Origin of the sequence: Allobosea sp. RAF48 (assembly GCF_052114025.1) — a bacterium.
Lineage (GTDB): Bacteria > Pseudomonadota > Alphaproteobacteria > Rhizobiales > Beijerinckiaceae > Allobosea.
Map to the genome: position 1 here is coordinate 162,921 of NZ_JBFRDZ010000012.1, position 18,329 is coordinate 181,249.

15 protein-coding genes and 1 tRNA gene are annotated in these 18,329 nt (G+C 67.7%); 9 read left to right on the plus strand and 7 right to left on the minus strand.

From position 1 onward, the window contains the following. Nucleotides 1-65: 65 nt before the first annotated feature. Nucleotides 66-1,562 carry a sigma-54-dependent transcriptional regulator gene (locus tag AB4Z10_RS20750; RefSeq protein ID WP_441472280.1) on the minus strand — a complete coding sequence of 499 codons (1,497 nt, stop codon included), beginning with the start codon at nt 1,560-1,562 and terminating at the stop codon, nt 66-68. Between the two features lie 188 nt (nt 1,563-1,750). On the opposite strand from AB4Z10_RS20750, the gene AB4Z10_RS20755 reads away from it, so the two are divergent. Then, nucleotides 1,751-3,604 carry a M3 family oligoendopeptidase gene (locus AB4Z10_RS20755; protein WP_441472281.1) on the plus strand — a complete coding sequence of 618 codons (1,854 nt, stop codon included), beginning with the start codon at nt 1,751-1,753 and terminating at the stop codon, nt 3,602-3,604. Nucleotides 3,605-3,709: 105 nt separating this feature from the next. Here AB4Z10_RS20755 and AB4Z10_RS20760 read toward each other — a convergent pair whose 3' ends face one another. Further along, nucleotides 3,710-5,242, minus strand: coding sequence for an outer membrane beta-barrel protein (locus AB4Z10_RS20760; RefSeq protein ID WP_441472282.1), 1,533 nt, complete (start codon nt 5,240-5,242; stop codon nt 3,710-3,712). A gap of 259 nt (nt 5,243-5,501) precedes the next feature. Here AB4Z10_RS20760 and AB4Z10_RS20765 point away from each other — a divergent pair, with 259 nt between their 5' ends. The 6 genes from AB4Z10_RS20765 (at nt 5,502) to AB4Z10_RS20790 (ending at nt 12,524) form a co-directional block, all read left to right on the plus strand. Further along, entirely contained in the window at nt 5,502-6,473 is a 972-nt protein-coding gene (locus AB4Z10_RS20765) for a KpsF/GutQ family sugar-phosphate isomerase (protein ID WP_441472283.1), read from the plus strand. A gap of 193 nt (nt 6,474-6,666) precedes the next feature. Further along, entirely contained in the window at nt 6,667-7,086 is a 420-nt protein-coding gene (locus tag AB4Z10_RS20770; protein WP_441472411.1) for a MerR family transcriptional regulator, read from the plus strand. A 280-nt stretch (nt 7,087-7,366) separates the two neighbouring features. Next, nucleotides 7,367-10,711 (plus strand): helicase-related protein, encoded by a 3,345-nt coding sequence (locus tag AB4Z10_RS20775; protein WP_441472284.1) that lies wholly within the window; start codon nt 7,367-7,369, stop codon nt 10,709-10,711. A 24-nt stretch (nt 10,712-10,735) separates the two neighbouring features. Next, entirely contained in the window at nt 10,736-11,044 is a 309-nt protein-coding gene (locus tag AB4Z10_RS20780) for an RNA-binding S4 domain-containing protein (protein WP_441472285.1), read from the plus strand. A gap of 169 nt (nt 11,045-11,213) precedes the next feature. Beyond that, on the plus strand, nt 11,214-11,549 hold the full coding sequence (gene fdxA / locus AB4Z10_RS20785) for a ferredoxin FdxA (RefSeq protein WP_441472286.1): 336 nt from the start codon (nt 11,214-11,216) through the stop codon (nt 11,547-11,549). A gap of 375 nt (nt 11,550-11,924) precedes the next feature. Beyond that, nucleotides 11,925-12,524, plus strand: coding sequence for a CarD family transcriptional regulator (locus AB4Z10_RS20790; RefSeq protein ID WP_441472287.1), 600 nt, complete (start codon nt 11,925-11,927; stop codon nt 12,522-12,524). A gap of 75 nt (nt 12,525-12,599) precedes the next feature. Here AB4Z10_RS20790 and AB4Z10_RS20795 read toward each other — a convergent pair whose 3' ends face one another. The 3 genes from AB4Z10_RS20795 to AB4Z10_RS20805 form a co-directional block, all read right to left on the minus strand. Next, nucleotides 12,600-13,469, minus strand: coding sequence for a dienelactone hydrolase family protein (locus AB4Z10_RS20795; protein ID WP_441472288.1), 870 nt, complete (start codon nt 13,467-13,469; stop codon nt 12,600-12,602). A gap of 84 nt (nt 13,470-13,553) precedes the next feature. After that, nucleotides 13,554-15,038, minus strand: a complete 1,485-nt coding sequence (locus tag AB4Z10_RS20800; RefSeq protein ID WP_441472289.1) for a M48 family metalloprotease — start codon at nt 15,036-15,038, stop codon at nt 13,554-13,556. A 4-nt stretch (nt 15,039-15,042) separates the two neighbouring features. Next, a complete protein-coding gene (locus AB4Z10_RS20805) occupies nt 15,043-15,783 on the minus strand; it encodes a hypothetical protein (RefSeq protein WP_441472290.1) in 741 nt (246 codons plus the stop codon). A gap of 58 nt (nt 15,784-15,841) precedes the next feature. On the opposite strand from AB4Z10_RS20805, the gene AB4Z10_RS20810 reads away from it, so the two are divergent. Further along, a tRNA-Arg gene (locus AB4Z10_RS20810) sits at nt 15,842-15,918 on the plus strand. A gap of 108 nt (nt 15,919-16,026) precedes the next feature. After that, entirely contained in the window at nt 16,027-16,614 is a 588-nt protein-coding gene (locus AB4Z10_RS20815; protein WP_441472291.1) for a hypothetical protein, read from the plus strand. A gap of 16 nt (nt 16,615-16,630) precedes the next feature. Here AB4Z10_RS20815 and AB4Z10_RS20820 read toward each other — a convergent pair whose 3' ends face one another. Together AB4Z10_RS20820 and AB4Z10_RS20825 are read right to left on the minus strand one after the other, a co-directional pair. Beyond that, nucleotides 16,631-17,140, minus strand: coding sequence for an RNA pyrophosphohydrolase (locus tag AB4Z10_RS20820; protein ID WP_441472292.1), 510 nt, complete (start codon nt 17,138-17,140; stop codon nt 16,631-16,633). Then, nucleotides 17,137-18,306, minus strand: coding sequence for a divergent polysaccharide deacetylase family protein (locus tag AB4Z10_RS20825; protein WP_441472293.1), 1,170 nt, complete (start codon nt 18,304-18,306; stop codon nt 17,137-17,139). Before AB4Z10_RS20825 ends, AB4Z10_RS20820 begins: the two co-directional genes overlap by 4 nt. Nucleotides 18,307-18,329 lie beyond the last annotated feature (23 nt).

Sequence of the window (18,329 nt, forward strand, 5' to 3'; positions counted from 1 at the left end):
CTCAAGAGAACGCGTAACCCGACCAGATTGCTCCGCAATCCGATCGGCGCGTGCTCTTGCGCGGCTCAGGCCGCGTCGGTTTCATCGGGGCCGGTCTCGTTGTCGATCAGCCCGTATTCCTTGAGCTTGCGATAGAGCGTCGAGCGGCCGATGCCGAGCTTGCGCGAGACCTCGGACATGTGCCCGCGGTAATGCGCCAGCGCGAAGGTGATGATCTCGCGCTCGAGATCGTCGAGCTTGCGCATGTCGGAGCCTGAGATGAGATCGAGGGCGTTGGGGTCGCGCACCGGCATCTGGATGATGCGCGGCGGCGGCTCGCCCAGCGCCTCGCTGCGGGCGAACGGGGCCGGCGCCGGCGGAATGCTGACGTCGTAGCCTTCCATCTGCGCGGCGATCTGCGGGAATTCGCTGACGTCGAGTTCGTCGCCATCGGCGAGGACAACGGCCCGGAACACCGCGTTCTCGAGCTGGCGGACATTGCCCGGCCAGTCGTAGCTGCTGATCAGCGCGAGGGCCTCCCGGGTGATGCCGCTGAGCTTGCGCCCCTCTTCGGCGGCGAAGCGGGCCAGGAAGCCACGCGCCAGATCGGCAATGTCCTCGCGGCGCTGGCGCAGCGGCGGCAGCGTGATCGGGAAGACGTTGAGGCGGTAATAGAGATCCTCGCGGAACTCGCCGCGCTTCACCTGATCCAGCAGGCTCTTGTTGGTCGCCGAAACCAGCCGGATGTCGACGCGCACCGATTTCTTGCCGCCGACCGGATCGACCTCGCCCTCCTGGATGGCGCGCAGCAGCTTGACCTGCGCGTCGAGCGGCAATTCGCCGACCTCGTCGAGGAACAGCGTGCCGCCATTGGCTTCGACGAACTTGCCGAGATGGCGCTCGGTCGCGCCGGTGAAGGCGCCCTTCTCATGGCCGAACAGGATCGACTCGACGAGATTATGCGGGATCGCGCCGCAATTGACCGTGACGAAGGGCTTGCCCCGGCGGTCGCTGGAGCCCTGGATGGCGCGGGCCAGGACCTCCTTGCCGACGCCGGATTCGCCTTCGATCAGGACCGGGATATTGGACTTCGCCGCGCGCTCGGCGAGGCGGACGACGCGCCCCATGTCGGGGCTCTTGGTCGCAAGATCGCGGAAGCCCAGCGTGTTCAAGGCGCGGTGCTTGATGTGGCGCAGCTCATGCTCGAGAGCGCCGAGCTTGAGCGCGTTCTTGAGCGAGACCTGCAGGCGCTCGGCACCTACCGGCTTCACCACGAAATCGGTCGCGCCGGCACGCATCGCCGAGACGACGGTCTCGATCGATCCATTTGCGGTCTGGACGATGACGGGGGTCTCGATGCCGCGCTCGCGCAGATTGGCCAGCACGCCCAGGCCGTCGAGGCCCGGCATCTGCAAGTCCAGCACGATGGCATCGACCCGTTCGCCGTCCGGCCCGCCGAAGAGGGCGACCGCTGCCTTGCCGTCCTCGGCCACGATCACCTCGTAGCCGAAGCGCTTCAGCATCGCGTCGAGCAGGCGGCGTTGGACGGGATCGTCGTCGACGACGAGGACGGTGGCGGTCATGACACCTCGAAAGACGCTGCAATATGAAAGAAATGCTTTGTGCCGACGGAATCACTTGTTCCGTTCTGGGTCATCGTCGGCCAGAAGGGTTAAGCGGGATTTAAACCCCGGCGCGCACCGGCGTTGATCCGCGGGCGGAGCCCGGCCTATGGAGGGAGCGCAAGTCAGTGCGGCGAGGTGTCGAGCGAATGAGCTTCCAACAGACGATCTGGCAGACGATCCGGCGCTCCGGCGCCAAGGCGGGGGCGGCCAAGCCGGCGAGCACGCTCGGCGAACTCCCGGAATGGGATCTCAGCCACCTCTATCCGGGTGTCGGTTCGCCCGAGCTCAAGAGCGATCTCGAACGGGCGCTCGCCGAAGCGCAGGCCCTTGCCGAAAGCTATCGCGGCAAGCTGGCCGACCTCGCCGCCCAGCCGGACGGCAGCGAGACGCTCGCCGAGGCGGTCAAGCGTTATGAGGGACTGAGCGATCTGCTCGGGCGGATCGGCGCCTATGCCGGCCTCGTCTATTCCGGCGACACCACCGACCCGCAGCGCGCCAAGTTCTATGGCGATACGCAGGACAAGGTGAACGCGGCGATCACCGAGCTGCTGTTCTTCGAGCTCGAGCTCAACCGCATCGCGCCCGAGCTTATGGCCAAGGTCGCGGGCGAAGCTCCTCTTGCGCATTGGAAGCCCTGGATCGACGATCTCGCCAGGGACAAGCCGCACCAGCTCGACGACCAGATCGAGGCGCTGTTCCACGAGAAGTCGATGACGGGCGCGGCCGCCTGGAACCGGCTCTTCGACGAGACGATCGCCTCGCTGCGCTTCACCGTCGACGGCGAGGAGCTGACTCTCGAACTGACGCTGAACAAGCTGCAGGACAGCGATGGTGAGGTGCGCCGCAAGGCGGCCGAGGCGCTGAGCACAGTGTTCCGCAAGGAGCTGCGTACCTTCGCGCTGATCACCAACACCCTCGCCAAGGACAAGGAAATCTCCGACCGCTGGCGCAAGTTCGAGGATGTCGCGGATTCCCGCCATCTCGCCAACAGGGTCGAGCGCGAGGTGGTCGATGCGCTGGTCGCGGCGGTGCGGGAGGCCTATCCGCGCCTGTCGCATCGCTACTATCGCCTCAAGGCCAAATGGTTTGGCCGTGACGCGCTGGATTTCTGGGACCGCAATGCGCCTCTGCCGCAGGTCGAGCAGCGCAGCATTCCCTGGAGTGAGGCGCGCGACACGGTGCTCTCGGCCTATGGCGCTTTCTCGCCGAGGATGGCGGCGATCGCGCAGCGCTTCTTCGATGAGCGCTGGATCGACGCCCCGCCGCGGCCCGGCAAGGCGCCCGGCGCCTTCGCGCATCCCACCGTGCCGTCGGCGCACCCCTATGTGCTGCTCAACTACCAGGGCAAGCCGCGCGACGTGATGACGCTGGCGCATGAGCTGGGCCACGGCGTGCATCAGGTGCTGGCGGCGCCGAACGGGGCGCTGATGGCGCCGACGCCGCTGACGCTGGCCGAGACGGCGAGCGTCTTCGGCGAGATGCTGACGTTCCGCCGGCTGCTCGATTCGACCACCGATCGCAAGCAGCGCAAGGCGATGCTGGCCGCAAAGGTCGAGGACATGATCAACACGGTCGTGCGCCAGATCGCCTTCTACTCCTTCGAGCGCAAGGTCCATCAGGCCCGCCGCGAGGGCGAGCTGACGCCGGAAGCGCTGTGCGAGATCTGGATGAGCGTGCAGGCGGAGAGCCTCGGCCCGGCGATCCGGCTGACGGCGGGATACGAGCCGTATTGGTGCTACATCCCGCACTTCATTCATTCGCCCTTCTACGTCTACGCCTACGCCTTCGGGGACTGCCTGGTGAATTCGCTCTACGGCGTCTACCAGAACGCCGCGGAAGGCTTCCAGGAGCGCTACTTCGCGCTGCTCTCGGCCGGCGGCAGCAAGCCCTATGGCGAACTGCTCGCGCCCTTCGGCCTTGATGCCAAGGACCCCGGCTTCTGGCAGATCGGCCTCAGGATGATCGAGGGCATGATCATCGAGCTTGAAGGCATGGAGTGAGGCGGAACGTCATTCCCGGGCGAAGCGAAGCGCAGACCCGGGAATTTCCCGCAGGAACGGCCGGTCATGAGATGCTCGGGCCCGGCCCGAGCATGACGGCGCGGTTCAGAACTGCACCCTGAGCCCGACCATCGAGACGTTCGCGGTGTAATCGTTGCCCGGCGACGTCGAGTTCAGACGCTCATGGGTGAAGCTGGCGCGGATCGCGAAGGTGCGTGTCAGCCTGTATTCGATCCGCGCGCCGACATTCATCTGGTCCTCGCGCAGGTTCTGTCCCTCATAGTCGGTGCGGGTGAAGCCGGTGAAGCCGGTGACCGTGAGGTTGCGGCGCAGTGCATGTGCGATTTCGAGCGCCACCGTGCGCACCGTCGTGCCCGAGGAGCCGGCGACGGTGGTATCGCCGAGCGTGGCCGAGCCGCGCAGCGTCACCGTCGTGAGCGGCGTCGGCGACCACAGCACCGCCGCATCGCCGACGAAGCCGCGCAGGTTCTTCAGGCGGGGGTCCTCGTAGCTGCGGTTCTGATAGCCGCCTGAGATCTCGCCGGTGAGCTGGCGGCTGATCTCGAAGGTCGAGCCGATGCGGCCGCTCAGGCCGTTCGACGAGCGCATATAGCCGCTCGAATCGATCTTGTCGTCGAATTCGCGCTGGTCGATGTCGCCCTGGATGAACGGCCTGAAGCCCGGCGTGACCTCATAAGCGGCACGCAGGCGCAGGCCGTATTGCGTCTGGTTGCGGTCCTGCTGCGAGAGGATGGCGCCGTTGGTGAGCTGCGCGTTCTCATAGTCGCTGCGATCGACCGAGCCGCGCAGGGTCAGCTGCAGCCGGTTGAAGTCATGGCTGACGCCGGCCGAGCCGCCATATTGCCAGACCAGCGGCCGGCCCTCGACGGCGGAGGTGAGATCGGGCGAGCCGGGGCGCTGCGTATCGAGCCGCAGACGCGATTCCAGCAGGATGCGGGTGTCGCGCGTGGCATCCAGGCGCAGGTCGAGATTGCCTTCGGCATCGGGGCGCGAGGCCTGGCTATCCCTGAAATACTGGAAATAGCCGCCGCGCAGCCGGCCGCTGAGCTGATGCACGTTCCAGTCGGACTGGATGTCGAGATCGCCCTCGTAACGGGCGAAGGGCGAGCCCTTCACGCCGGGCGGGGCAATGCGCTGCGGGTTGGTGTCGTAGCCGATCGAGTTGGTGAAGCCCGGCCGTAGCGTCACCGAGCCGATACGCACCCCCAGCGCGGCATAGGGGTCCTCCTCCGCGGCGGTGCGGCGCCGGGGTGGCGGAGGCGGGAGAGGCGGGGCCGGCTGCGGCAGCGTCGCCACCACGGGCGGGGGAGGGCGGAATTGGCGCTGCGTAACGCCGCGCAGGGCCGGCGCCTGGACAGGCTGGCTGGCGCGGGAAGGCTGGCGCGCCGAGACGGCCGAGCCCTGGTTCCGGGCCGGGGCGGCCGGATCGCGCAGGGCATCGGGGTCGGCGGAGGTCGGTGCGGGCGGCGTCTCCGGCTGGGCCGGCTGCTGCGCGATATAGGCCGGCGTGCCCGTCCTGAGCGCGGTTGCCCGCTGCGCCACGGCCGTCGTCCAGCCGAACGCGAGTCCGGCCAGGGCGGTGCCGGACAGAAGCAGGATCGTCGTGCGACCGGACACGGGGTTCGCCAGGCTCCAGGCAACAGCTCACGCGCCCTGGAGGGGCGCGCATGGTTAACGGAGTTAGAACGAACAGGGTTAAGGACCCGTCAACGAAGCGGCCTGGCCAGGCAGCTTCCGGAAAACTGTCTCACGATTTTCCGACAGGAATCTGCGACAAGACAAAAGGCCCAAGCAGACCATTCGGTGGCTTGCCAAGGAATGTCTGCTTAGCCTCGGCGGTGGCAATCGCGGGCCTCCCCGTGCTACAGCGCCGGCCATGATCGCCGATATCCGCGCCTCCGCCCTTCGCACCGTCGCCACCGAGCGCGCGGGGCTCGACACGCTCCATGACGCGCTCGCCAACGGGCTCGGCCAGCCCTTTGCCGATGCCGTCGCGATGATCCGGGCTGCGACCGGGCGCGTGATCGTCTCGGGCATGGGCAAGTCCGGCCATGTCGGGCGCAAGCTCGCCGCGACCCTGGCCTCCACCGGCACGCCCGCCCATTTCGTCCATCCGGCCGAGGCGAGCCATGGCGACCTCGGCATGGTGCAGCCCGAGGACGTGGTGATTGCGCTGTCATGGTCGGGCGAGACGGCGGAGCTCGCCGCGCTCGTCGGTTACACCCGGCGGTTCCGGGTCGGCCTGATCGCCTTCACGTCGAACCCCGAGAGCACGCTCGGCAAGGAAGCGGACGTCGCGCTGGTCCTGCCCAAGGCGACGGAAGCCTGCCCGAACGGGCTCGCTCCCACCACCTCGACAACGATGCAGATCGCGCTCGGCGACGCGCTGGCGGTGGCGCTGCTGGAAGCGCGCGGCTTCTCGCGGCAGGACTTTTTCGTCTATCACCCCGGCGGCAAGCTCGGCGCCCAGCTCAAGACCGTCGAGAGCATCATGCATCGCGGCGCCGATCTGCCGCTGATCGGGCTCGACACGCTGCTGCCGGACGTCATCGCGATGATCTCGGCGAAGAGCTTCGGCTGCGCCGTCGTGATGGATCTGGACGGCAAGCTCGCCGGCGTCGTTACCGATGGCGATCTGCGCCGCAAGGCGGCGATGGGCGGCGGCTCGCTGCGCGCACGCGATATCATGACCGCCAACCCGCGGCGCATCGGGCTCGATACGCTCGCCGTCGAGGCGCTGGAACTGGTCAACCGCATGCGGATCACCGCGCTGATCGTGGTCGATGAGCAGGAGCGGCCGGTCGGGCTGGTCCACGTCCACGACCTGCTGGCGATGGGTGTGGCGTAGTCCTGACGCGGGGGCTGCGGAGCTTTGTCCTGTCCGCGATTCTCGGGTCCTGCGCTTCGCTCCACCCGGGAATGACGGTGCGGTTCGTTTCGCGCGAAATGCTCTTGCCACGGGCACGCCGCGACTTATCTAAAGCTGTAGAGACTACAGCTTTAGAGGTGACGCCATGGCCGTGACGGACAGGCTCGAACGCGTGATGCCGATCGGCACGTTGGCGGAACGCACCGGGGTCAAGGTCGAGACGATCCGCTATTACGAGCAGGTCGGACTCCTGCCGCCGCCGGAGCGGTCCGAGGGCAATCAGCGCCGCTACGGCCGGCGCCATGCCGAACGGCTCGCCTTCATCAAGCATGCGCGGGATCTCGGCTTCGCCGTCGACAATATCCGCACGCTGCTCAGACTCTCCGATACGCCCGGCATCGCCTGCGACGAGGCGCATGCGATCTCGGTTTCGCACCTTGAAGAGGTGCGGGACAAGATCGCGAAATTGCGTTCGCTGGAGAAGGAGCTGGAGCGGATCGCGACCACCTGTTCGGGGGGCGTCGCCGCCAGCGACTGCGCGATCATCGAGGCGCTGGCCGATCATGGGCAGTGTAGCCACGCGCGCCATTGAAGCGGGGCAGCGGGCGAAAATGTCGATTGCCCCTCGTTTCAGGGGCGGAAGGACTTAAATAGGAATCGTGCCGAGCGGCCTTTCGCGCCGCCGCCACGACGGTTCTGCAGGAGGGCGCGCTATGCCGGGATGGCCCATGCCGAAGGGAGGACAGCCCCGAAAGGGGAACAAATCCCGATTCTGCCGGAGTCCGCGATTCGGCCTCGCTTCGTTCCAGAGTCGTTCTCGCCAGGCTCGTTCCTGATTCCTGTCCACGCTCCCGCCCGCATGGGCGGGCGAGATGATCGGCTCCGTCGCCTTGCTTCCGTTTCGTTCGCTGCCGCCCGCCGCCCGCGCCCATGGTGTGACGGCGGTGCTCGGCCCCACCAATACCGGCAAGACCCATCTCGCCATCGAGCGCATGGTCGCTCACCCGACGGGAATGATCGGCCTGCCGCTGCGATTGCTGGCGCGCGAGGTCTACCAGCGCGTGGTCGACAAGGTCGGCCCCGAGGCTGTCGCCCTCGTCACCGGTGAGGAGAAGATCAAGCCGGAGCGGCCGCGCTTCTGGGTCTGCACGGTCGAGGCGATGCCGCGCGACCTCGCGGTCGATTTTGTCGCGATCGACGAAGTCCAGCTCGCTTCCGACCTCGACCGCGGTCATGTCTTCACCGATCGGCTGCTCAACCGCCGCGGCCGGGCCGAGACCATGCTGATCGGCGCGGGCACGGTGCGCCCGCTGATCGAGCAGCTCATCCCCGGCGTCAACGTCGTCTCGCGCCCGCGCCTGTCCAGCCTGACCTTCGCCGGCGACCGCAAGATCACCCGGCTGCCGCCGCGCTCGGCCATCGTCGCCTTCTCGGTCGAGGAGGTCTACGCCATCGCCGAGCTGATTCGCCGGCAGAAGGGCGGGGCGGCCGTCGTGCTCGGCGCGCTCAGCCCACGCACCCGCAACGCGCAGGTCGAGATCTACCAGTCCGGCGACGTCGATTATCTCGTCGCCACCGACGCGATCGGTATGGGGCTCAACCTCGACGTCAATCACATCGCCTTCGCGGCGGACAGAAAGTTCGACGGGCATCACTACCGCAAGCTCAATCCGGCCGAATTCGGCCAGATCGCCGGTCGCGCCGGGCGGCATCTGCGCGACGGCACCTTCGGCACCAGCGGGCGCTGCCCGCCCTTCGACGCGGAACTGGTCGAGGCGATCGAGAATCATCGCTTCGAGCCGGTGCGCCAGATGCAGTGGCGCAATTCCGACCTGGACCTGCGCTCGATCGCCGGCCTCACCGGCACGCTCAACATCCAGCCCTCGGAACCCGGCCTGACCAGGGCGCTGATCGCCGAGGACATGACGACGCTGGAGGTGCTGGCGAGGGACCCGGATGTCGCGTCGCTGGCGCATGGGCGTGCTGCGGTCGAGCGGCTCTGGGAGGTCTGCGGCCTCCCCGATTATCGCAAGATATCGCCGATGCAGCACGCCGATCTCGCGACGACGCTGTATCTCAGGCTGATGCGCCATGGCCGGCTCGATGCCGACTGGTATGCGGTGCAACTCGCCTCGCTCGACCGCACCGATGGCGAGATCGATACGCTCTCCGCCAGGATCGCGCAGGTGAGGACTTGGACCTATGTTGCCAATCGTCCTGACTGGTTGCCTGATCCAGAGCATTGGCAGGGGATGGCTCGTCTTGTAGAGGACAAGCTGTCGGACGCTCTGCACGAGCGTCTCGCTAGCCGATTTGTCGATCGGCGCACCAGCGTGCTGATGCGCCGCTTGCGGGAGAATGCGATGTTGGAGGCTGAGGTCACCGCGACGGGCGACGTGCTCGTTGAGGGCCAGCACGTGGGAATGCTGCAGGGCTTCCGCTTCACAGCGGACCCGAAAGCGGGTGGGGCCGAGGTCAAGGCTCTGAACCTGGCGGCGATGAAGGCGCTCGGCGCCGAGATCGAATCGCGAGCGGCGCGCGTCGTGCTGGCAGGCGACGATGCCTTCGTGCTGTCGCATGACGGGCTGGTGCGCTGGACCGGCGAGCCGGTGGCGCGCCTGGTTGCCGGCGAGAAGGTGCTGGAGCCGCGCCTGCGCCTGCTGGTTGAGGAGCATCTGTCCGGTCCTGCGCGTGAGCAGGTCGAAGGCCGGCTCAGTCTCTGGCTGAAGAATCACATCACCCGCCTGCTCGGCGCGATCCAGATTCTCGAGGCGGCCGAGAGCGTCACCGGCATTGCGCGCGGCATCGCCTATCAGACGGCCGAGTCGCTCGGCGTGCTCGAGCGCTCCAAGGTCGGCGAGGAGATGAAGGCGCTGGACCAGGAGGGCCGTGCCGCGCTGCGCCAGCTCGGCATTCGGTTCGGTGCCTTCCACATCTACATGCCGGCGCTGCTGAAGCCGGCGCCGCGTGCGCTTGCCGCCCAGCTCTGGGCGCTGAAGCATGGCGGGCCGGAGACGGCCGGGCTCGACGACATCGCCCATCTGGCCGCGTCGGGCCGGACCTCCTTCCCGGTCGACAAGGCCGTGCCGAAGGGGCTGTATCGCGCGGCGGGCTACCGCGTCTGCGGCGAGCGGGCCGTGCGCGTCGACATTCTGGAACGCCTCGCCGATCTCATTCGCCCGGCGATCGCCTATCGTCCGGGCGTCACGCAGGGCACCCCGCCCGCCGGCGCTGCCGATCAGGACGGCTTCGTCGCCACTGGCGCGATGACCTCGCTCGTCGGCTGCGCGGGCGAGGATTTCGCCTCGATCCTGCGCTCGCTCGGCTATGTCTCGGTGAAGCGCCCGGGTCCGGCGATCACCGTGCCGCTGGCGCCGCCGCCGGCCGCGACCGAGCCGGCACAGCCCGTTGTCGCTGCTGAAGCTCCCTCCGAAACCACATCCGCCGCGGGCGAGACTGCGGAGGTTCCCGCAGAGGCCGAGGGCACGAGCGAGCCTGCCGCGGCGCTGAACGAGGATGCGCTGGCGGAGGGCGAGGCCCCCGCCGTCGAAGCGCCGGCTGTCGAGACGGCCGATACGCCGGTCCTGACCGAGACCGAGCTGGAGCAGGTGCAGGAGCCGGTCCCGGCCGATGCGCTCGCGGTCCTCCCGGTGGCGGCCGAAGCCGTCGAGGCGGGGGCTGCCGAGGTTCTCGCGATCGATGCTCCCGCGGCCGAAGTTTCCGTGGCCGAAGCCGCGCCTGCCGAGCCCGAACTCGTCGAGGTCTGGCGGCCGCATCGCCATCAGGGCGGGCGCCGGCCCGAGCATGCCCAGCGCGGGCGCCGCGACGGCGACCAGCACCGCGGCGAACGGCCGCAGCGCGAAGGCCGTCCGGAGGGTCAGCGTCGGGATCAGCGCCCCGGCCAGCAGCGGCCGGCTGCCGCACGCGCCGAGGGCGAGGGGGCGCAGGCCCAGCGCCAGGAGCGTCCCCGCCGCGAGGATCAGCGTCCGCGTCGCGATGACCAGCCGCCGCGGCAGGGGCGTCCCGAGGGCGGTCGTGGCCCGCGGCCGGACTTCAAGCGCGAAGGCCGCCCTGGCGGTCCGCGGCGCGAGGAACGCGGCAATGAGCGCTTCCAGCAGCCGCCGCGTCCGCGTCCCGCCAATCGCGAGCCGGACCCGGATTCGCCCTTCGCGAAGCTGGCCGCACTTAAGGCACAGCTCGAAGGCAGCAAGAACTGACGGGATCGGGGAGGCGCTGACCGCTTGCAGGAGCATCGCCAACGCCTCGACAAATGGCTCTGGTTCGCGCGCTTCGCGCGGACGCGGCCTTCCGCTGTGCGTCTGGTGGAGGACGGCCATGTCCGAATCGAGGGGCGGCGTGCCGAGAATCCGGCGCAGGGCATTCGGGTCGGTGCGGTGCTGACACTCGCGCTGCCGCACGCCACCATGGTCGTGAGGGTTCTGGGCTTCGCCGAGCGGCGCGGCCCTTTCGAGACCGCGCGGCAGCTCTATGAGCGGCTCGACGGCGGCAGCGGCGATGCGCCGCTTGCGGAGGCGGACGGCGAGGACTAAATCCGCGCCCTGCCATCGGCGGGCGCCGAAATCGGGCTGGGGATGGAAATCGTCTCCGCGGCGCCTTCGAAATGAAAAAACGTTCTGCCGAAGATCACCAAAACAGCCTTGAAACCTGCGTCGGGCAAGGGTTTATGGGGTTGTTTAGAAGCGTTGGAAGGGCCGACCCATGACCTATGTGGTCACCGAGAACTGCATCAAGTGCAAGTACATGGATTGCGTCGAGGTCTGCCCGGTCGACTGCTTCTATGAAGGAGAGAACATGCTCGTCATCCATCCGGACGAGTGCATCGACTGCGGCGTCTGCGAGCCGGAATGCCCGGCCGAGGCGATCAAGCCCGACACCGAGCCTGGCCTCGAAAGCTGGCTGCAGCTCAATGGGAAATACGCGTCGAGCTGGCCCAACATCACCCAGAAGAAGGAGGCGCCGGCGGACGCAAAGGAGTTCGACGGCGTGCCTGGAAAGCTCGAGATGTTCTCCGCGGAACCAGGCGAAGGCGACTGATTTAGACCCTCTCGCGCCCCCCGCGCTGCGTTAACCACGGCTTTGCCATGCCCTCACGGGAGAACGCCTCTCGGCGTTTACCTTTGATTCGGCGTGTTTTTTGTGCTACAAGCTAGCCCTAGTCGAATTGGTTCCGCATGCCCCTGCGAGATTCCCACAAATGGGGTGCCCCCAAAAGATCGGACGACATGATGACCGGCCTTCGTGCCGGATTTTAATTGTCGTTCTTATCCAGGGTGAAATGAAACGATCGACTAAGGGAGCGTGAAGCGGTGCCTTTCCAGCGTCGCGTCAGGCGGAAAGTCTCCGGCCAGCCGGACGGAGACAGATCATCTCGTGCTCGCGTTGAGCGGGCCGGTCAGGAGTCGTAACGGCATGTCCACTGCGAAGAAAGCTGTTGTGCGCCAGGGTTTCAAGACGGGCGAGTACGTCGTCTATCCGTCCCATGGCGTCGGCCAGATCACGGCGATCGAGGAACAGGAAGTCGCAGGCTTCAAACTCGAACTGTTCGTGGTCAGCTTCGCCAAGGACAAGATGACGTTGCGAGTCCCCACCGCGAAGGCCGCCAGCGTCGGCCTGCGCAAGCTCGCCGACGCCGAATCCGTCGCCAAGGCGCTGACCACGCTCACCGGCCGCGCCCGCATCAAGCGCACCATGTGGTCGCGCCGCGCGCAGGAATACGAAGCCAAGATCAATTCGGGCGATCTCGTCGCCATTGCCGAGGTCGTGCGCGATCTCTACCGCTCCGAGGCGCAGCCCGAGCAGTCCTACTCCGAGCGCCAGCTTTATGAGGCCGCTCTCGACCGCATGACCCGTGAGATCGCGGTGGTCGACGACGTCACCGAGACCGAGGCGCTCAAGAAGATCGAAGGGCAGCTCGCCAAGTCGCCGCGCCGCGCCAGCAAGTCCGAGGCCGACGCCGCCGACGGGGAGCTCGAGAACGACAACGAAGACCTGCAGGAAGAGGCTGCCTGAGCGGCGTCTTTCCTTCCAGGATGCGAAACCCGGCGGGCGACCGCCGGGTTTTTTGTTGCCCTCTCGCCCGCGGGCTCAGGTTGTGCCCGTTCCCGCCTTGAGGAAAGCGATGGTCCGGGCCCAAGCCTGCTTGGCCGTCGCCGCGTTGTAGCGCTCGGCGCTGGTGTCGTTCATGAAGGCGTGGTCGACATCCGGATAGACGACCGCATCGTAGTGAATGCCGGCGGCTTTCAGCGCCTTCTCGTAGTCGGGCAGCATCTGGACGAGGCGCGTATCGCGTCCGGCCTGCTGGATCAGGAGGCGGGACTTGATCAGCGGTACTTTGGCGAGATCGGGCGAGCGTCCGTAGAAGACGACGCCGGCGGCAAGCTCCGGCGCGGAGACGGCGAGGTCGTTGACCGCGCCACCGCCCCAGCAGAAGCCGACGGCCCCGACCTTGCCGTTGGCGTCCGGGCGGGTGGCGAGGTACTTCAGGGCGGCGCGGCCCTGTCTGACGACGGCGTCGGTGGATAGTTGCGGAAAGAGCGCGCGGGCGGCGTCCGCGTCGCTCGGCGTGCCTCCGAGCGGGGTGAGGAAATCGAGGCCGAGCGCGGTGAAGCCTTCCAACGCCATGCGCCGGGTGATGTCCTCGGTGTGCGGGTTGAGCCCACGGTTCTCATGGATGATGAGCACCCCGCCGCGCTTTGCCTCGGCCTTCGGTGTGGCGAGATAGCCTTTGATGGCGACGCCATCGACAATGGTGTCGAGGCGCGACGTCGTGATCCGGGCATCGCCCGGCGCGATCTGCTGTGCCCGCGCGTAGTTCGGCTCGAGCAAGGCGAGCGCCGCTTCCGCAGCGGCGGCGGAGCCGGCGATGGCCAGCAACCGGTTCATGAAGATGCGTCGGTCGAGCGGCTTGTGGGTGTATTCGTCGTAGAGGTCGACGATCCTGCGATCGAGCGCCATTCCTGTCTCCCTTTGGGCGGTGGCGGCCGATCATAGCGGCAGATTGGCCAATAGCGCGATGGCTCTCAGCCTCGTGAAGGAAAGTTACTCGGCGACGATCTTGTAACGTTGGCCCGGCGTCAGCGCGGTGTTGCGGTCGAGCCCGTTCAGGAGCTGGAAGAGCTCGCCGGGACGGTCCTGTTCCGGCATGCGCTCGGCCATGCTCGCCACATTGTCGCCGGGCTCGGCCGCGACCAGCCGAACGACCATCGGCCGGACGGCCTGGGCCTCGGCCGGGGTCAGGACGCGGAAACTGTCGGCGATGGCGCGCATCGCCCGCTCGGGGTCGCTCGCGCCGCGTGCGGCGAGGATGAAGCGGTAGACGCGCTCGCCGACCTGCACGGCGGCGAGGCGGAACATCCAGTCCGTGCCCTTGCCATGGGCGATCACGGCCGGCTGCCCGGCGATCTCGATCTTCTCGATGCCGGTCGTCACGACCCCCTCGATCCAGCCGGCGGCGACGTAGGATTCCAGCGTCTGGCCGCTCTTCAACGTCACCGAGTCGAAGCGCAGCGCCTGGGAGCCGCTGGCGCTGACGCCGATCACCATGTCCTGCGCCGCTTCCAGGCTGAAGCCCTCGGGCGCGGTGAAGCCGATGCGCAGGGTGCTGTTGAGGTAGCGCCGGCCGCGCACCACGCCGTCGCGCGGGTCGTCGCCATAGGCCAGGCCCTCGATCGCGTTGAGCCAGCGATTGGCATCGTGCTCGCCGATGCCGGGGGCGCCGATCTGGCGCGCCGCATTGGTCACGGCGGCGATGCGCTCGGGCGTCTGCGGGTGGCTGGAGAGGATGTCGAGCCGCTTGTCGTCGGCGCTCTGGTTCTGGCCGCTGTTGCGGAAGGCGGTGTTGCGGCCGAGCGTCGCCAGGAAGCGGCTGGCGCCATAGGGATCGTAGCCGGCCCGCGCGATGTTGCGCACGCTGATCTGGTCGGCGGTGAGCTCCTGCTGGCGCGAGAACCGGGCGAGCGAGAGCTTCGAGCCGGCCTTCACGGCAGCACCCTGGGAAGGGTCCTTGAGGACCTGTGAGACGACCTGGCTCACCAGCGCCGATTCCGCCTCCTTCTCGGCGCGCTCGACGGCGTGCTGGGCGGTGACATGGGCGATCTCATGCGCCAGCACCGACGCGATCTCTGAGGTGTCGTTGGCGAGCACGAGCAGGCCGCGGGTGACGTAGAGCCGGCCATTGGGCAGGGCGAAGGCATTGACCACCGGCGAGTTCAGGATGGTGATCTCATAGTGGCCGATCTGGCCCTCGCCGGCCTTCGCGAGCCTCTGGACGACCTCGTCCAGCGCCGCGCGGGCCTTGGGCGCGCGATATTCGCCGCCGAAGGCGGAGAGCAGGCGCTGATGCTCCTGATCCGAAGCGCGCTGGATGGTGTTGATGCGCGGGGCGATCTCGTCGCTCGAGCTCGTGCCCGCCGGCATGAGCGGGCTCTGGTCGCCCAGGCAGCCGACGAGCAGCAGGCCGGGCAGCACGATGGCCGCCAGCCGCTTCGAATGCCGCGAGAGCGATGTCCGCCAGAGCTTCAGCATATCCTCAGTCGATCAATTCCAGCGCCGCACGGGATGTCGCCTCCAGCAGGAGGCCGTCGCGTCCCGACAGGACGCCATAGGCGCGCACGCGTTTACCGCTGAGGCTGGCTGCGGTCCAGCCGGCGCCCTTCAATTCCCGCCACAAGACCCGCGAGACGACGATCGAAGCAGCCTCCCCAGGGCGGCGAGAGAAGTTCAGATAGGTCCGCTGGGAGCGTTCGCCGACCGAGGCGATCCGGCCTTCCAGCATGACGTAGCGTCCTTCCTGCGCCTTTACAGCGGCGAGATCATGGCCGTCGGTGGCCACTGGCCGGGAGGGTGAGGGGGTGGAACTTAACGTTGCCTGAACGGGGGCGGCGCGGCAGGGCGACGCGAGTGGCTCGGGCAGCGGGAGGGCCGCGCCATTGCGCTGGAGGATGAGGACCAACTCCTGCGGCTCGCCGCCCGGGCTATCCGCGGGGACGAAGAGCTTCGATGGCCAGCGCCCCCAGCGGTCCGGCTCGCCGAGGATGGCGAGATCGAGCGAGCGATCGCGGAAGGGTTCCAGGCCGGCACGAAAGCGGGCGGCCTCCTCGCCGTTCTGGCGCGGCGCCAGCCCGACCAGGCGCAGCGTCCTGCCCTCGCTCAGGACCGGGTCGCCGGCAGGGTTGAGATCGGCGAGCCGAACAGCCGCGGTTGCCACCGGCGGTGCCGCCGTGCAGTTCGACGCTGCCGCGGCCGGCACGCCGGGCAGGGTCGCGATCATGACAGTTGCAAGAAGGGACTTCACCCGCATCGCGATTATGCTACACGAAGTTCCGTGCGTCCCGGTAGCTCAGCAGGATAGAGCAACGGTTTCCTAAACCGTAGGTCAGGGGTTCGAATCCCTTCCGGGACGCCATTTCGGCGTCGGGCCCGAACGTCGAAGCGCCTCTGCTCCGAAACCTCTTGAAAACCGCGTTTAGGGCGATGGATTCCCCTTTCCGGCGCGGTGTCCTAAGCAGATCTCATGGAGACGATTTCGCCGCATGAGCTCTTCCCCCATGTTCGCATCGTCATGGGCATGGTCATCGGTCTCGGCATCACCCGGATGCTGACGGGCATCGCCAGCTTCATCCAGCATCCCGACCGCTATCGCCTGTCGCTGCTCCATATGCTCTGGGTCGGCTCGATCCTGCTGGAGCTGGTGCTGTTCTGGTGGTGGGAGTTGGGCCTCTCGCGCATCCCCTCCTGGAGCTTCGGGATCTATCTCTTCCTGATCGCCTATGCCGTCGTGCTCTATCTGCTCGCGGCGCTGCTCTTCCCGGACAACATCTCCGAATATGCGGGCTACGAGGACTTCTTCATCAAGCGCCGGCGCTGGTTCTTCGGCCTGCTGGCGTCGGCCTTCCTGCTCGATATCGTCGATACGCTGATCAAGGGCACCGAGCGCTGGAGCCAGCTCAGCGGCGATTATCTCGTGCAGGTACCGATCGGGCTTCTGCTCTGCCTCGTGGCCTTTTTTTCGGCGCGGCGCAGCGTCCATATCGCGCTGGCGTCCGTGCACATCGCCTATCAGCTCTACTGGATCGTGCGCGTCGTCTACATGATGGGCTGACGCGGTGCCGGCTGGCTCAGCCGCCCGCGAAGGGCGCGAAATGCCTGGCGACCTGCCGGTAGACGCCCTGTTTGAAGGGAATGATCAGCTCCGGCGTCTCGTCGAGCCGCGCCCAGCGCCAGGCGTCGAACTCGGCCTTGTGCCCTCCCGCCGGCGTCAGGATGTTGATCTCCGCCTCGGAGCCGACGAAGCGGAAGGCGAACCATTTCTGCGCCTGCCCGCGCCAGCGGCCTTTCCAGGCTTCCTTGCCGATATCGTCAGGCAGGTCGTAGCTCAGCCAGCCCGGGGCTTCGGCTAGCAACTCGACCGAGGTGACATTGGTTTCCTCGGCCAGCTCGCGACGGGCCGCCTCCAGCGGCGTCTCGCCCTTGTCGATACCACCCTGCGGCATCTGCCATGCATGGCCCGGCGCAACATGCTCGCGCTGAGTCTTGTTGGCGCGCCGGCCGATGAAGACGAGCCCTTCGGCATTGAACAGGGCAAGTCCGACGCAGGGGCGGTAGCCTTCGGGAGCTTTCTCGGTCATCGCAGCGGTCCGGCGGAAACTGATCCGGTGGTCTTGGGATTGCGGAAACCGCGGGCGGCGCTCACGGGAACGAGCGCGATCTTCTTGGCTTCCAGCGACTGGGCCCAGCGATTGATCCGCTCGATCGAGACCGGCAGGGCGCTGGCAGCGGCGACGACGACGCCCTGATCGCGCGCCAGCGCCTCCAGCGCCGCGAGTTCCTTGTCGATGGCATCGGGGCGAGTGACGCCGTCGATGACCCGATCGATCTTGATGGCCGGGATCTGGGCACGCGTGGCGGAGCTGGCGAGAAGGCTGCGCGGCGAGGAGCCGTCATCGACGACCATGAGGCCACGCCCGGCAAGCTCGCGCAGGAGCGGCGACAGCGCGTTCTCGTCCGAGGTCAGGCGGCCGCCGAGAAAGTTGACGATGCCGACATAGCCCGTGAAGCGGCCGAGCGACCAGTGCAGCTTGTCGAGATTGTCCGAGGCCTTCGGGCCGGTCAGCAGCGTATGCGGGCCGGGATCGTTGTCGGGATAGTCGAAGGGCTCCATCGGCAGCTGAAGGAACACCTCATGCCCCTCGCCGCGGGCGCGCTGGACGGTGCGTTCGAGCTCGGTGCCATAGGGGGCGAAGGCCAGCGAGACCGGCCCCGGCAGTTTGGCGATGGCATCGGCCGTGCCGGTCTGGCTGATGCCGAGGCCGCCGACGAGCAGGGCGATGCGCCCGGCCGGTTTGACCGAGGGCTCCGGTCCGAGCGGGCGAGCATAGATCTTGGCCGGGGTCGCGCCGTCCGGGCCGAGCTTCGGCAGCAGGCCGTAGCGGCTGCGCTCCACCAGCCGATTGTCGGGGGCCGGCGCGAGCTTGATCGCACCCGCTTCGTCCGGGACGGTGATGACGATCGCGCCCGGCGCATCCTCGCCCGCGCGCACGACGGTCACGCMGGCGCTGTTCTCGAGCTGGGCGGCGCTTGCGGGGCCGCGCGCGGCGGATAGGGCCGCATCGGCGCTGGGCGGGAGGGAGGAAACGGGAGCGGCGCGTTTTTCGATCGCCGCATAGGCGACCGGCTCTCCGCCATCGGGATCGCGGCGTAGCGCGGCGACGAGCACGAGACCGAATATCACGCTGCCGACGCAGCCGGCGGCAGCAATCGCAAGCCAACGGCCCCACGGCTTGCCGGAGGGCATGGCTCTATCCTGGCCGAGCGGCC

Coding starts and splice junctions, on each gene's coding strand:
- AB4Z10_RS20750 (WP_441472280.1), bottom strand. CDS start 1,562: ATGACCGCCACCGTCCTCGTCGTCGACGACGATCCCGTCCAACGCCGC.
- AB4Z10_RS20755 (WP_441472281.1), top strand. CDS start 1,751: ATGAGCTTCCAACAGACGATCTGGCAGACGATCCGGCGCTCCGGCGCC.
- AB4Z10_RS20765 (WP_441472283.1), top strand. CDS start 5,502: ATGATCGCCGATATCCGCGCCTCCGCCCTTCGCACCGTCGCCACCGAG.
- AB4Z10_RS20775 (WP_441472284.1), top strand. CDS start 7,367: ATGATCGGCTCCGTCGCCTTGCTTCCGTTTCGTTCGCTGCCGCCCGCC.
- fdxA (WP_441472286.1), top strand. CDS start 11,214: ATGACCTATGTGGTCACCGAGAACTGCATCAAGTGCAAGTACATGGAT.
- AB4Z10_RS20790 (WP_441472287.1), top strand. CDS start 11,925: ATGTCCACTGCGAAGAAAGCTGTTGTGCGCCAGGGTTTCAAGACGGGC.
- AB4Z10_RS20795 (WP_441472288.1), bottom strand. CDS start 13,469: ATGGCGCTCGATCGCAGGATCGTCGACCTCTACGACGAATACACCCAC.
- AB4Z10_RS20800 (WP_441472289.1), bottom strand. CDS start 15,038: ATGCTGAAGCTCTGGCGGACATCGCTCTCGCGGCATTCGAAGCGGCTG.
- AB4Z10_RS20805 (WP_441472290.1), bottom strand. CDS start 15,783: ATGATCGCGACCCTGCCCGGCGTGCCGGCCGCGGCAGCGTCGAACTGC.
- AB4Z10_RS20815 (WP_441472291.1), top strand. CDS start 16,027: ATGGAGACGATTTCGCCGCATGAGCTCTTCCCCCATGTTCGCATCGTC.
- AB4Z10_RS20820 (WP_441472292.1), bottom strand. CDS start 17,140: ATGACCGAGAAAGCTCCCGAAGGCTACCGCCCCTGCGTCGGACTTGCC.